Origin of the sequence: Rhodopseudomonas telluris (assembly GCF_042432815.1) — a bacterium.
GTDB lineage: Bacteria > Pseudomonadota > Alphaproteobacteria > Rhizobiales > Xanthobacteraceae > Rhodopseudomonas > Rhodopseudomonas telluris.
This window is the reverse complement of the sequence record NZ_JBHLWM010000003.1, coordinates 291164-303771: the sequence shown is the minus strand read 5'-3', so window position 1 is coordinate 303771 and position 12608 is coordinate 291164. Positions and strand designations below refer to the sequence as shown.

At 65.7% G+C, this 12608-nt stretch carries 11 protein-coding genes; 1 reads left to right on the top strand and 10 read right to left on the bottom strand.

The window, feature by feature from the left end; all coding sequences use genetic code 11:
- Positions 1-271 precede the first annotated feature (271 nt).
- A complete protein-coding gene (gene cysK / locus ACFFJ6_RS08170; RefSeq protein ID WP_378386321.1) occupies positions 272-1267 on the bottom strand; it encodes a cysteine synthase A in 996 nt (331 codons plus the stop codon).
- A 285-nt stretch (positions 1268-1552) separates the two neighbouring features.
- Between cysK and ACFFJ6_RS08165 the strand changes: the two genes are divergently transcribed.
- Entirely contained in the window at positions 1553-2110 is a 558-nt protein-coding gene (locus ACFFJ6_RS08165; protein ID WP_054163507.1) for an HNH endonuclease, read from the top strand.
- A gap of 73 nt (positions 2111-2183) precedes the next feature.
- Here the strand turns inward: ACFFJ6_RS08165 and ACFFJ6_RS08160 are convergent, their stop codons facing one another.
- The 9 genes from ACFFJ6_RS08160 to ACFFJ6_RS08120 all read right to left on the bottom strand — a co-directional run bounded on the left by ACFFJ6_RS08160 (position 2184) and on the right by ACFFJ6_RS08120 (position 11994).
- On the bottom strand, positions 2184-3092 hold the full coding sequence (locus ACFFJ6_RS08160; RefSeq protein WP_378386318.1) for a flagellin: 909 nt from the start codon (positions 3090-3092) through the stop codon (positions 2184-2186).
- Positions 3093-3102: 10 nt separating this feature from the next.
- The gene (gene flgK / locus ACFFJ6_RS08155) at positions 3103-4869 is read right to left on the bottom strand and encodes a flagellar hook-associated protein FlgK (protein WP_378386316.1); all 1767 of its coding nucleotides are present in this window, start codon (positions 4867-4869) and stop codon (positions 3103-3105) included.
- A 22-nt stretch (positions 4870-4891) separates the two neighbouring features.
- Positions 4892-5371, bottom strand: coding sequence for a flagellar protein FlgN (locus ACFFJ6_RS08150; protein ID WP_378386314.1), 480 nt, complete (start codon positions 5369-5371; stop codon positions 4892-4894).
- Positions 5372-5377: 6 nt separating this feature from the next.
- Positions 5378-5641, bottom strand: coding sequence for a hypothetical protein (locus tag ACFFJ6_RS08145; RefSeq protein ID WP_378386312.1), 264 nt, complete (start codon positions 5639-5641; stop codon positions 5378-5380).
- On the bottom strand, positions 5638-6903 hold the full coding sequence (flgE, locus tag ACFFJ6_RS08140) for a flagellar hook protein FlgE (protein ID WP_378386310.1): 1266 nt from the start codon (positions 6901-6903) through the stop codon (positions 5638-5640). The genes ACFFJ6_RS08145 and flgE overlap by 4 nt, the downstream gene beginning before the upstream one ends.
- A 19-nt stretch (positions 6904-6922) precedes the next feature.
- Complete coding sequence (locus ACFFJ6_RS08135) at positions 6923-7588, bottom strand: flagellar hook assembly protein FlgD (RefSeq protein ID WP_378386307.1); 666 nt, start codon at positions 7586-7588, stop codon at positions 6923-6925.
- Positions 7589-7781: 193 nt separating this feature from the next.
- Entirely contained in the window at positions 7782-8291 is a 510-nt protein-coding gene (locus tag ACFFJ6_RS08130) for a hypothetical protein (protein WP_378386305.1), read from the bottom strand.
- A 12-nt stretch (positions 8292-8303) separates the two neighbouring features.
- Positions 8304-9653: a hypothetical protein gene (locus ACFFJ6_RS08125; protein WP_378386303.1), complete on the bottom strand. Its 1350-nt coding sequence runs from the start codon at positions 9651-9653 to the stop codon at positions 8304-8306.
- Positions 9654-9690: 37 nt separating this feature from the next.
- On the bottom strand, positions 9691-11994 hold the full coding sequence (locus ACFFJ6_RS08120) for a hypothetical protein (protein ID WP_378386301.1): 2304 nt from the start codon (positions 11992-11994) through the stop codon (positions 9691-9693).
- Positions 11995-12608 lie beyond the last annotated feature (614 nt).

The following is a 12608-nucleotide window of genomic DNA, read 5'->3' as shown; positions in this document are numbered from 1 at the left end:
GGAATCCATAACCACCGACGACAGTGGCCTTCCACGAAGCATGCAACACCGTGCCCGAACGCGGACACAGGGCTTGTGGATTCCGGGTTCGCGCTACGCGCGCCCCGGAATGACGAGTGGAAGGCCCATGTGTCGCTCCGCCGCTGACGTGCCGGCCGAGCTAGGAAGCGGCGCTCTGGAATACTGGGTCGCCCGGTCAAGCCGGACGATGCCCGTCTTTTGTGGGCGGCGCCCGGGCTCACCTCCGACGCATCGGTGGGGTGAGTCTGCCTCACACGCCTTCGAACAGCGCGGTCGACAGGTAGCGTTCCGAGAACGACGGCACGATCGCCACGATGGTCTTGCCGGCGTTTTCCGGGCGCTTGCCAAGTTCGATCGCCGCAGCGATCGCGGCGCCGGACGAGATACCGCCCGGGATGCCTTCGTGCCGCGCCAGCGCCCGCGATGTCTCGATCGCGGTCGGGCCCGCGATCTTGACGATTTCGTCGATTACCGAGCGGTCGAGAATGTCCGGCACGAAGCCGGCGCCGATGCCCTGGATCTTGTGCGGGCCGGGCGCGCCGCCGGACAGCACCGGGCTTTCCTCCGGCTCGACCGCGACGATCTTGATCGACGGCTTGCGCGGCTTCAGCACCTGGCCGACGCCCGTGATGGTGCCGCCGGTGCCAACACCGGCGACGAAGATGTCGATGTTGCCGTCGGTGTCGTTCCAGATCTCCTCGGCGGTGGTGCGGCGATGCACCTCGGGGTTGGCGAGGTTCTTGAACTGCTGCGGCATCACCGCGTTCGGGGTCGATGCGATGAGTTCCTCGGCCTTGGCGATCGCGCCCTTCATGCCCTTGGCAGCTTCGGTCAGCACCAGTTCGGCGCCGAGGAAGGCCAGCATCTTGCGGCGTTCGATCGACATCGATTCCGGCATCACCAGCTTCAGCCGGTAGCCCTTGGCGGCCGCCACGAAGGCCAGCGCGATGCCGGTGTTACCCGAGGTCGGCTCGATCAGGATGGTGTCCGGCTTGATGATGCCTTCGCGCTCCATCGCGGCGATCATCGCGGCGCCGATGCGGTCCTTCACGCTGGAGGCCGGGTTGAAATATTCGAGCTTGGCGAGAATCGTCGCTTTCACGCCGTTCAGCCCCGGCAGCCGGTTCAAGCGCACCAGCGGCGTATCGCCATAGGCGTCGGCGATCGAATCATACACGCGGCCGCGGCCAGGCTGATGAGCAGGGGCTGCGGCGGGCTTGAGCGAAGCGGTTGCTGCGGTGGACATGGACGTCTCCTGGCTGGATCAGGGTCGAAGGGAGAGCTGTTTGCTACTCATCTGATATGCGGATCACGCGGTCGTCAACGCGGCCGGTAAATATGGAACAATCGCCTCCCGTCGCATGGGTTCTGGAACGTCCGTTCTCTCCCAAACCCGGAATTTGGACGGAAATCCCGCGCCGGAATGGCTGCCAATTCGTCGGTTGCCCTTCACAACGGCGTCACGCTGGCTGTAGTATCCCTTGTGCATGCTGCTTCGCAGCGTCGATCGGACGGGAGTCAGGAGCGTTTCTTGAACGCGCATGTCTCGCAAGGCGGTTGGCCGGTGCTGGTGTTGAACGCGGACTTCCGGCCGCTCAGCTATTACCCGCTATCGCTATGGTCGTGGCAAGACGCGATCAAGGCGGTGTTCCTCGATCGCGTCAACATCGTCGAACATTACGACCGCGCGGTTCACAGTCCCAATCTGGACATCCGGCTTCCAAGCGTCGTTTCGCTGAAATCCTTCGTGAAGCCGTCGACCCATCCGGCCTTCACCCGGTTCAACGTCTTCCTGCGTGACAAGTTCTCCTGCCAGTATTGCGGCGCACCGGACGATCTGACCTTCGATCACATCATCCCGCGCTCGAAGGGCGGCCAGACGACCTGGGAAAACGTCGTCGCGGCCTGTTCGCCCTGCAATCTGCGCAAGGGCAATCTGACGCCGGCTCAGGCCAAGATGTTCCCGCGCCAGACCGCCTTCGCCCCCACGGTCCACCAGCTCCACCGCAACGGCCGTCTGTTCCCGCCCAACTATCTGCACGAAAGCTGGCTCGACTACTTGTACTGGGACACCGAGCTGGACCCGTAGCCAGCGGCGCTGCGACCTGGGACGAAGCAGCCGGACCGCGTTCGGGCGGGTTTTTGGTTGCCGTGGCCGTCGATTATTTCAGGTAGTTGGCCAGGTTGAGGTTCAGGATCTTGCCGATCGCCGAATAGGAGGCGGTGAGCTGGGACTGGTAGGTCGAGAGCTGCGCCGTCACCGCGGCGACGTCGACGGAGGTCAGGTCGCTCGCCAGCGTCTCGGTAAAACTCTTGTAGTCGCTCTGGCTCGTGCTGGCGTCCTGGATCGCCGAGGCGTTGTTCGACAGCTTTTCCTGAACCGCCGCGATCGAATCCAGAGCCGTTCCGGCGAGATCGAGCGCGCTCGATAGGTCGTTCGCCGACAGCGAAGTGCTGTTGGCGACGAATCGCAAAGCGCGCATCGCTTGTTCGAACGCCGAATTGTCGGCGGTGACGCCATACGACACCGAGCGGTCGGTGCTGACGCGGACCGCGGCGATCTGATCGTCGCCCGCATAGTAACTGGTGTCCGAAACGGTGGTCGAGCCGGAGCCGGACGCATAGCCCGACAGATCGACCGGCGCGGTATCGGTCTTGCCGCCGGCGAAGACGTACTGTCCGTCATATTGGGTGTTGAGCAGCGAGGCCATCGACTTCAGCATGTCCTGCGCCGAGCTGATCACCGACGTCGTTTCGGTGGCGCTGCCGGTCGAGGCGGCGCTGAGCTGCGAGCGGAGCTGCGTCATCACGTCGGTCATCGATCCCACGGCCGAATACATCGCCTGGACCTTGCCGCCGGCGAGCGTCGCCGCGTCGATATAGGACTGCGCCCGGGTGATGCCGACCTGCAGGTTGATGACGTGCTGCGCGTCCGCGCCGTAGCCGGCCAGGGTCTGCGATTTGACGCCGGCGGATTCCTGCAGTTGCAGATCGGCCGTCTTGGCCTGGATGCGCAGCGCGTCGGAGATCATCTGGCCCGACAGCGCGAAGGTGGCGATCCGCATGGCCATGGCGCCGCGCTCAGCCCGCCGATTGAACGGCCGTGAGCAGCGCCGAGAACATCGTATTGATGATCTGGATCAGCTCCGAGGCCGCGGAGTACTTGTTCTGCAGCTCGCTCATATTCGCCGTCTCCTCGTCGAGATTGACGCCGGATTGCGACGACAGCGAGTTGGCATAGGTGGATTGCGCCGCTTCCTTGGCCGTGTAGGTGCTCGATGCCTGCGACGCACGGATGGCGACGTTCGACACGATCGCGGCGGCGAAATCCGCGAAGGAGCCGGTGGTGGCGGACAGGCCGCCCACGGCGGCGAAGCTCGTCGAGCCGGTCAGCTTCTGACCGAGCGCATCCACCACGGTCGCCGCGTTCGACGTCACCACGGTGGAGCCGGTGGTGAGCGTCGCCGCCGAATCCAGCGTTGCCAGCGGCAGCGACGTCGCCCCCGACAAGATGTCGCTGCGCACCGCGAAATCCGATGCGCCGGTCGCGGTGACCAGATCGTTGAGGCCGAAATAGGTGGAGAAGCCCGCGCCGGCGCTGCCGACCGAGCTGGTCATCTGGTTGATGGCGACGCCGTTGCCGCTGCCGGTCGCCTTGATCACCAAATGACCGTCGGCATTGATCGACGCCGAAAGTCCCGAGATGCCATTGATGGCGCCGACGAGATCTCCGACAGTCGAATAGGACGACAGGTCGAAATCGGCCGAGGACACCAGCTTGCCGCTGGAATCCGTCACGGCGAGCCGCACCGTGCCGGTCGCCGACAGCGCGTCGGTGCTGGATACGGAAGCGGAGCCGGTGAGGCTGGCGGGCGGTGGAAGCGAGGTCTGCGCGTTCGACACGGCGTTGAGGCTGGCGGCGAGCTGCGTCGCGAGCGTGTCGAGTTGCGATTGCACCGCCGGCAGGGTGGTGTCTCGCAGCGTCACCAGCGCGCTGATCTTGCCGGAGCTGATCTGCGACGTGATGTCGACGCCGTTGACGACGATCCCGCTGAAGCCGCCGCTGCTGGAGGAGGTCGAGGCGCTGACGCTCGACGCCGGCGTGTAGCTTAGCGTATGCGCCGAGCTGTCGACCAGCGCCTGTCCGGACGTCGTCGAGATCTGCAGATCGCCGTTCGCGGCCGTGTAGTAGGAGATGTTCATCTGCGAGGAGACGTCCTGCAGCGCGGTGTTGCGCTCGTCCTCGAGATCGGCGGTAGACTGGCCGGCGGCCGCGGCCTGACGGATCGCCGTGTTCAGATCGGCGATGCGGGTCAGATCGTCGTTGACGCTGCTGACCGCCGAGGCGATGTCCTGATCGGCGTTGCCGCGCAGCTTCTGGATGCCGCTCGACGTTTCGCGCAGCTGCGACGCCACCACATCGAGTGCACTGACCGCATTCGATTGCAGCGAGCTGCTGGACGGCGTCGTCGCCAGCGACGACAACGCCGATTCCAGAGAGGCGAGCGTGTTGGCCAGCGAGGTGCCGGTCGACGTGCTGCCGGAGCTGCTGGTCGAGCCATAGAGTTGCTGCAGCGAACTCATATAGCTGTTGAACGTGTCGGCGGAGCCGAGCTCGGAGTTCGACGCGATCAGCGATTTCAGCAACAGCCGATCGACTGTGCTGGTGATTCCGGTGACGGTCACACCGGTGCCGACACCGGCGGTGACGCTGCTGGCCTGGTTGGCGGTCTTTTTGGTGTAGCCCGCGGTGTCGGCGTTGGAGATGTTGGCCGACGCCACCGAGATCTGCACCTGCGTCGCCGACAATCCGCTGAAGGCGATGCTGCGCGCGACGTTGAGCGACATGGTGGCCCCTCCGGCGAGGTTGTCAGGCGCGAATGCTGGTCCCGACGGATGTGGCGCGCACGGCGCGGGCGCCGCCCGCCCCATAGGGCGAGGCGCTGGCGAGCTGCTCGCGGATCGCCTGCATCACCGCGTCGATGCGGCGATGGCTCGCTTCGATCGCGGCGCGCAGCCGCACCAGGTTCTCGTCCATCGCGCCGCGCAATTGCAGGATCCGGTCGACCAGCCGGTCACGCAATTGCGGGTTCTGCACGTGGATCGCGTTCGATCCGCCGGTGCAGTCCGCGACCCAGCGTTCGAACAGCTCCGCCAGCCGCGCCTTCTCGTCGACCTGCTTGAGCCGCGAGGCCGGCAGACCCTTGGCGAGCTCGGCGTTCTCATCGTCGATCACCAGGATCAGTTCGTCGATCAGTTGGATCATCGCCAGCGCGCGCTCGTCGCTGATGCCCGTTCGGGTGGGATTGCCATGGCCTGCCTGCTTCATCGTCGCCGTTCCCGTCTTCATCAGATATCAATGCCGGCCGGATCGTCCGGCCGCGTTGGCGCCGCGCGCATAGGCGGTGATCGCCGTCGTCCGCTGTGTGGCCCGTCCCAGTTCGGCGATGACGCGCTCGCGCCCGCGGACCAACTCGCGGCGGATCCGCTCGATCTCGTCGATCAGCGCGACCAGGTCGGCTTCCGCACCGCCGCCGGCGCGCTCGGCCCGCAGCTTCAGCCGAGCCAGGCTGGGCAGCAGACCTTGCAGATGCTCGTCCTGGTCGGTGCGGCGCGTCATCGCATCGCCGAGATCAGGGTATCGAACATCTTGTTCACCGTGGTGATTACTTGCGACGCCGCCGAATAGGCCTGCTGCGCCGAGATCATGCTGCTGAACTGGCTCGACGTATCGGTCGTGCTCGATTCCAGCTCTGAGCCGTAGATCGTGCCGGCGCCGTTGGCGCCCGAGGTCTGCACCGACGCGCTGCCGGAATCCGCCGTCGCCGAATACATCCCGTAGCTGTTGCCGGAGAGGCCGCTCGGATCCTTGAAGGTCGCGACCGCGATCTTGTAGATCGCGATGGTCTGGCCGTTGGAGTAGGTGGCGTTGACGACGCCGTTGCTGCCGACCTTGACGCTGGAGAGCTTGCCGTAGGCGAGGCCGTCCGACGAGATGCTGGTGACGTTGATGGCCGGCGTGGTCAGGCCGGACGCGTACTGGGTGAGACCGTTGGTGCCGCCGACGGTGCCGAGATCGAGCGAGACGGTGGAGTCCGACGCGCCGTCGGTCCACCCGCTCACCGAAATCGTCGCCGGGCTCGGGCTGGTCGATGCGAGCGAGCCGTCGCTGTTGAAGGTGATGGCGACCGAGCCGGAGGTGGTGCCGGTGGTCTTGCTGGTGTCGGACGACAGCGTCGGATTGCCGAAGCTCGCGGTCCACGCATTGGACGCGGTCTTGGTCCAGGTCACGGCGACCGAGTTGGCGGTGCCGAGCGAATCGTACACCGTCATCGAGCTCGAATAGGTCGCCCCGGTGGCGGCGTCCGCCGGCAGATTGGCCGCGAAGGTGGTCTTGGTGGTGGCGCTGCCGCTGGTCGAGGCCACCTGGGTGTTGATCGGCGCGAGGCTCGACGAGGACGCGTCGCCGACCACGTTGCCGTCCGCATCGGTGCGCCAGCCCTCGAGATAGTAGCCGTTGTTGACCAGATAGCCCGAATTGTCGATCGAGAACGCGCCGTTCCGCGTGTAGTACGTCGTACCGCCGGAGGCGGAGTCCGACGTGACGAAGAAGCCGCTGCCCTGGATGGCGACGTCGGTGGCGTTGCTGGTCGCCGCCAGCAGGCCTTGCTGGCTGATATTGGCGCGGCCCGACACGGTGACGCCGCCCGACGCGTAGGACGACGAACTGCTCGACGCCGTCACCAGATTTTCGAACATCGCCGACGTGGTCTTGTAGCCGGTGGTATCCGAATTGGCGATGTTGTCGGAGATCATCGACAGCGACTGGCTTTGCGCGTTGAGCGCCGAGATCGCCGAGGAAAGTGCGCCGGTGAGACTCATGATCCTACTCCGGCCCCGATCACGACGACACGCCGATGACGTTGCTGGCGCTGACGGCGACGCCGTTGACCAGCAGCGATGGCGTGCTGGTGGACGCGTCGATGCCGGTGACCGTGCCGGTCACGGTCGAATACTGGTAGACCGAATTGCCGGCGGAATCGGTCGCGGTCACCGCGATGCTGTACTGACCACCGTCGGAGAGCTGCGTACCGCTGGAATTCTTGCCGTCCCAGGTGAAGCTGTTGGAGCCGGCATTGCCGCTGCCGGTTCCGGTCCAGACGGTGTTGCCGGACGAGTCCTTGATGCTGATCGAAACATCCGACGCGGCGGACGACAGCGTGTAGCCGAACGTCGCGGAGCCGCCGGACAGCGTGGCCGTGTCGGTCTTGGCCTCCACGGTGTGGCCGATGTAGTTGACCGAATTCAGCGTCACCAGGCTCGAGAACGAGCTGGCGAGCGAGCTCATGCTGGAATTGATCTGCTGCTGCTCGGTGAAATTGGCGTAGGACGTCACCTGATTGATGAAATCGGTGGTGCTGGTGGCGTTGAGCGGGTCCTGGTTCTGCAGTTCGCTGACCAGCAGACTGAGGAAATCGCTGGAGCTGATCGAGGTCGCGGACGAGGACGAACTCGTTGTGCTCGTTGTGGTGGCGGCCGACGCGGTCGTCGCGGCAACGCTGGTCATGTCGCAAGCCTCCAGGCTTCGCCGCACGGTGCTGCGCGGTGATGGCGTGGTGAGAAATGAAGGTCGTGAGGCGGGGCCGGTGAGGTCGCCTGCTGATCAAACGCGGCGGCGGCCGAATCCAGGCGCGAAATTTGAGGGGCTAAAGAATTGATTAGTCGGCAGAATTTGCCTAGCCGGAGTTTGCAGGCGACGATTAGTTCAGGCGCGTGCGCTCGACGTCCGCCAGCGTCGTGTCGCAGGCGAGCGCGTGCGACATCCGCCAGAACATGTGCGCGAGGCGAGTGAAGGCGATCCGCTCGCGGGCGGAGGCTTCGACGCTGGGCGGCAGCGTGAAGGTCTCGATGCCGATGATGTGGTCGAAGGTGGGATGCGGGCCGATCGCCTGGGCGATCACCGACACGCAGGGCGCATCGTCGCCGGCCTCGGCGGCGGTCTGCGGCGGCAGGCCGGGATGCTGCAGCGGCGCGGCGTAGAACTGATAGGCGCCGTGACCGAGTTGCTTCACCACATCCTCGGTGAGTGGCGGCGTCTCGCCGAAGCCGACCAGCCGCGAGTCCTTCAACACCTCGGGCTCGAGCAGGTCGAGATCCGACGGCAAGACGTCGGTCCAGATCGACAGGCCGGGATTGTGCTCGCGGAGCAGCAGTGAGAGGGCGTGCTGATAGTCGGTGCGGCCGCTGAACAGAATGATGGTCTTGAGCATCGGGTGAATCCTTCAGATGCGTGGCACCGGGACGACGGCAGCGCCGTGTCCTTTGGCGAGCGAGGAGAAGACGTTGGGCGGGATCGGCTGGCCGGGCACGATTTCGAGAACGCTGGCGCGGCCGGCGCGCGCTGCCCGCCGCGCGGCGTCGGCTTCGTCGCGCCAGGCGCACAGGGTCAGTTCAAGCCGGCCGAAGCCGCCGCATTCGGTGGCGAATGCGCTGGTCGCGGCGTCGATGGTGGCCGCAACGGCGCGGGCATCCGCTGCGCCGACGTCGTGCAGGATCACCGCCACGCTGTCGGTCGAGAGCGCCGGCGATTGCATCACCACCAGCGCGTCGCTCGGCCCGGTCCGGCCGGCCCGCCGCGCCGCGCGCGCGATCGCCGCAAAGCTCGGGTCGGGTCCGAGGTCTGCCGTGGTGCTGCGAAGATCGTGCACGACGGTGGCTTTGCTTTCGGACAGATCGCCGACCAGCGCGTGGTAGGAGCGCGGCAGCCACACCGTGTCGAGCGATCGCTGGGACGTCGCCAGGCACCAGGCCTGATCGAGCAGCGCGCCCTCCCACACCGTCGGGCACAGCTCGGCAAGTTGCCGCCAGACACCGAGGAAGGCCTCGGCGGCTGCGGTCCGCCCGAGATAGATCGTCCGCGCCGACATCTCCCAGCGATTCCATTTGTGAACCGCGAGATCGCAGCCGAGCCGGACCGGCACCAACGGCGCATCGTTCAGGTCGGCGCCGGCTTCGAGAAACAACAGCGGTTCGGCGAAGCGACCCCACATCCGCGCGATGAAATCGGCCTTCTCGGCGCAGTGCAGGCGATCGTCGCATGCGCTGTCGATCGGTTCGATATGCGCCGTCAATTGCTGGCGCTCGACGGCCTGCTGCAGCCGCAGCGCGCCCTGATCGTCGCCCCTGCGCGGATAGCAGCTCACCACGCGCAGCCGTTCGGTCGCCGCGGGGCACGGGAGAAGTGTTTCGATCGAGCTGATGCCGCCCCACCACAGCTCGTGCGGGCCATCGGCGCCATGCGTGCCGACGGTGCCGTATTCGCTCAGCTTCGATTTCAGGAAGTCGAAGACCGGATTTTCGCCGAACGGCACGACGACGACGCAGCCGGGCCGAAGGCTGCGATAGAACAGCTCGGCACCGGCGCTGTTGAGCGGATTGGTGACGATGATCAGCCGGTCCTCGGGGCCGAGCTTGTCGCCGCGGCGATAGAGCCGGGCTGCGCCGAACTGTGCGACGAGCCAGCCGAGCCGGCGGCGCTGCGCGTCGTTGAGCCGAAGGTCTGCTGACCGCAGCAGGGCATCGAGGTCGGAAGCGCAAGCGTGCTGGAAGTCGTGCAAGGTGATGGACCGCAAAAGGGAAACTGACCCTTGAACGGCCGAGCGGCTGCGATCAGGCGCTGGCCGCAACGCCTCCTGCGATTACTCCCGCCTCGGTCCCCAGCGGGCGGCTGGCGCCGAGCGGGGTGACGGCCAGCGTGTAGATGGCGAATGGCGAACATAGCGGGTCGAGCTGAACCAGCAGACAGGCCTCGTCGTGATCGGCCAGATAGTGACGGCCGTTGCGGCGCAGCCTGGCATCGATCAGCTGCGTGGCGGCAATGCTCGTGATCTCCTGCGTATGCGCGGCTTCGGTGATCGTCTTGCCGTGCTGGCGCACGACGCCATCGAGCAGTCCCTCGCGGGCCAATTTGCCCAGCGGCAGCGCGATCATCGCGAGCCCCATCTGACGCGATACCGGTACCCGGACGCGCAGGTCGCCGAGGCCGGTGAGAAACACCGTGACGGTCTCCAGCGTTGCGCCGCCGTCGGTTCTGAACAGGCCGACCTGCAGGGCGCCGCAGGGCGTTTCGCCGACTACATCGGCCGCCAGCCGATTGGCGCCGAACAGCGCGTAGGAATAAGCCAGCGACGGCGATAGCGCCGCGAAGCTGCCGGCGATCCACATCGGCGGCGGCGCCGTGGTGCAGGCGGCGGTGAGGCCACGGGCGACGATCTGGTTACGGATGAAGCCGCCGTCGATCATCGGCGCGAGCGTGGCGGTGCCGAGATTGACGTCGTGCTGGAAGTCGCCGAACAGCGCGAGCTCCTCGTCGTCCGGCAGCAGCAGCAGTCGTCCGATCGTGGCGGCACTCCACGCGGCGGACAGCGCCAGGTTGTCATAGGGCGTCAGCCTGTAGTCCGCGGCGACTCCCTCGGCCGCGGCCGCGTAGGCGAGCGCGCCGGACTGAATCTCGGCGCATCGCGCGATCTGAGGGATCGGTCGCGGATTGGGTTCGCGCACCACGCTGCCGTCCTGATAGTCGCGGACCGACCCCTCGGGCGAGCAGCAGATCTGTTCGAGGATCAGGGCGTTGCGCACCAGCATCCGGTTGGCGTGCGGCGTCACGGTCCGATCGCAGATGAAGCCCTCTGCGCTGTCGCCTTCCGGCACGTCCTCGAGCGCATCGTCGAGCGCGAACAGATACAGCCCGTGCAGGCGGAGCGGCCGGCCCTCGAGCCGCAGCGCGCGGCTCAACGCTTTCTGCACGTTGCCCGAATAGCCGATATCGACCAGCACGAGATCGGTCAGCGCGTCGAACTCGCCGACCGTCTCGCGCAGATAGCTCATCAGCCGCGTCCGGAGCCCGGTAGCCAGCTTGGCGATGTCGTCCGGCCGCATCAGCGCCGGCAAAGCGTCCGCGAGATCGGCTCCGGTGGCGATGCCGCCGGGGCGGTCCGCGAAGAACCCGGCGACCGCCGGCGGCAGCACCTTCAGCATGTCGGCGAACGTTGCCGCGTCGATCTTCGGGATCTTGCGAAACAGTTCGCTGAGCGGCTCCAGCGTATCCGCCGAGGCGATCAGGCTGACGCGGCGATTGACTTCGAGATAGCAGGCGAGCGTGGCGTGCGATTGTTGCCAGATCCGATACGACAGGAAGCCGTCGCGGCCGAGAAAGGCGAAACCGACACGGCGGCCGTCCTGCGCCAGCTCCGCCAGACGGTTTGCCACGAACGCATCGAACGCGCGCATCACAGGCCCGACCACGGTGATGCCGAGATGATGCGCCGGCGACTTCTCCGCGCTGCGCGCAGCCACCAACCGCCGCAACGTGCGTGCGCCATGATCGAGCTGCCGCGGATGATCGTCGCACAGCAACTCGAACAGCGAGGCCTCGCGTTGCAGTCGCGACGCCAGGCGCGCGCCGGCCTGCGGATAGTGGCGCGCGCGGATGCCGAAGCGCCGCGCGCCCTCGATGTCGGCCTGCGGGTTGTCGCCGACATGCAGGGCATTCGTCGGCTCGACTTCCTGCTCGGCGATATAGGCGGCGAACAGCGACTCGCTCTTGCTGCTGTGATGATCGCAGGAGGCGTAAAGGAAATCCCAGGTCAGCTCAGGACAGCAGGCCCGCAGCAGCCGTCCCAGCCGTGCCAAATCCCAATAAGTATCCGAGATGAATCCGACGCGGTGGCCGGAACGTTTGTTGTCGAAATATTGCGACAGGATTTCCGGATTTGTCCGGCACAGGTCGAGTTCGGCGTCGAACTCCGCGTCGACCAGACGCTCCACCGCGCCGGCGTCGAGCCCGAACAGTTTGAACGGGAAGCAGGAATAGATGTCGGCAATGTGCACCTCGGATGAGCCGCGCGTCTGCCTGGCCTTCAGCCGTGCCCGCGCCTCCGCAAGAATGCGATGCTGACAGAAACTATCAGACATGTTCCGATCATCTTCGGAAATGCCGGAAAGCTGATAAGTCCTTTCAAATACGCCAGTCGGCGTGGTGCAGGCGCGTACCAGAAATGTATCGAAAACATCGAACGAGCACGCGCGCCGTGCTTGCGCCCGACGAAGACCGCCGATCGATAGTGCCGTCATGCGTCCTGATCCGCTTATTTGTCGTCGGTTCAACGTGTGGTAATCGATAAGCAGGCGCTGACCCGCGCGAAAAGTTAGTTCGCGATCGAAATGATGCTGATCGCCGACTGACAGCGCGGCGAATTGCGCTAGTGTCGAGTGCATGATTCGGAAGTCACCACTCACTGCACAATTGCGACGACGGACATGCGCGCATGCCGCCGGCAGGCTTTCGTTTCAACGCCGCGTGCTCTTGCCGGCCGCTTGCGTGTTGGTAGCGCCTGCCCGCACGTCCGCCTCCGTCGCGGCGTCAACCCGCTGCGTCTCTCCCGCTGCGTGGTTCGGGCTCCGCTTTGGCGTGCATGCGTACATCCGCCACCGGCAAAAAATGCCGCGCGGTCGGCAAAACATTCCTACTAACTATTTGAAAAATAATCAAAATACCGCGCCTGATCGGGCGGCGACGGCCGTTCAAC

What these genes read in the sequence shown, in the direction of transcription:
- ACFFJ6_RS08150 (WP_378386314.1), bottom strand. Translation starts at nt 5,371, where the DNA reads ATGAAGACGGGAACGGCGACGATGAAGCAGGCAGGCCATGGCAATCCC.
- flgE (WP_378386310.1), bottom strand. Translation starts at nt 6,903, where the DNA reads ATGAGTCTCACCGGCGCACTTTCCTCGGCGATCTCGGCGCTCAACGCG.
- ACFFJ6_RS08135 (WP_378386307.1), bottom strand. Translation starts at nt 7,588, where the DNA reads ATGACCAGCGTTGCCGCGACGACCGCGTCGGCCGCCACCACAACGAGC.
- ACFFJ6_RS08130 (WP_378386305.1), bottom strand. Translation starts at nt 8,291, where the DNA reads ATGCTCAAGACCATCATTCTGTTCAGCGGCCGCACCGACTATCAGCAC.
- ACFFJ6_RS08120 (WP_378386301.1), bottom strand. Translation starts at nt 11,994, where the DNA reads ATGTCTGATAGTTTCTGTCAGCATCGCATTCTTGCGGAGGCGCGGGCA.
- cysK (WP_378386321.1), bottom strand. Translation starts at nt 1,267, where the DNA reads ATGTCCACCGCAGCAACCGCTTCGCTCAAGCCCGCCGCAGCCCCTGCT.
- ACFFJ6_RS08145 (WP_378386312.1), bottom strand. Translation starts at nt 5,641, where the DNA reads ATGACGCGCCGCACCGACCAGGACGAGCATCTGCAAGGTCTGCTGCCC.
- flgK (WP_378386316.1), bottom strand. Translation starts at nt 4,869, where the DNA reads ATGTCGCTCAACGTCGCGCGCAGCATCGCCTTCAGCGGATTGTCGGCG.
- ACFFJ6_RS08160 (WP_378386318.1), bottom strand. Translation starts at nt 3,092, where the DNA reads ATGGCCATGCGGATCGCCACCTTCGCGCTGTCGGGCCAGATGATCTCC.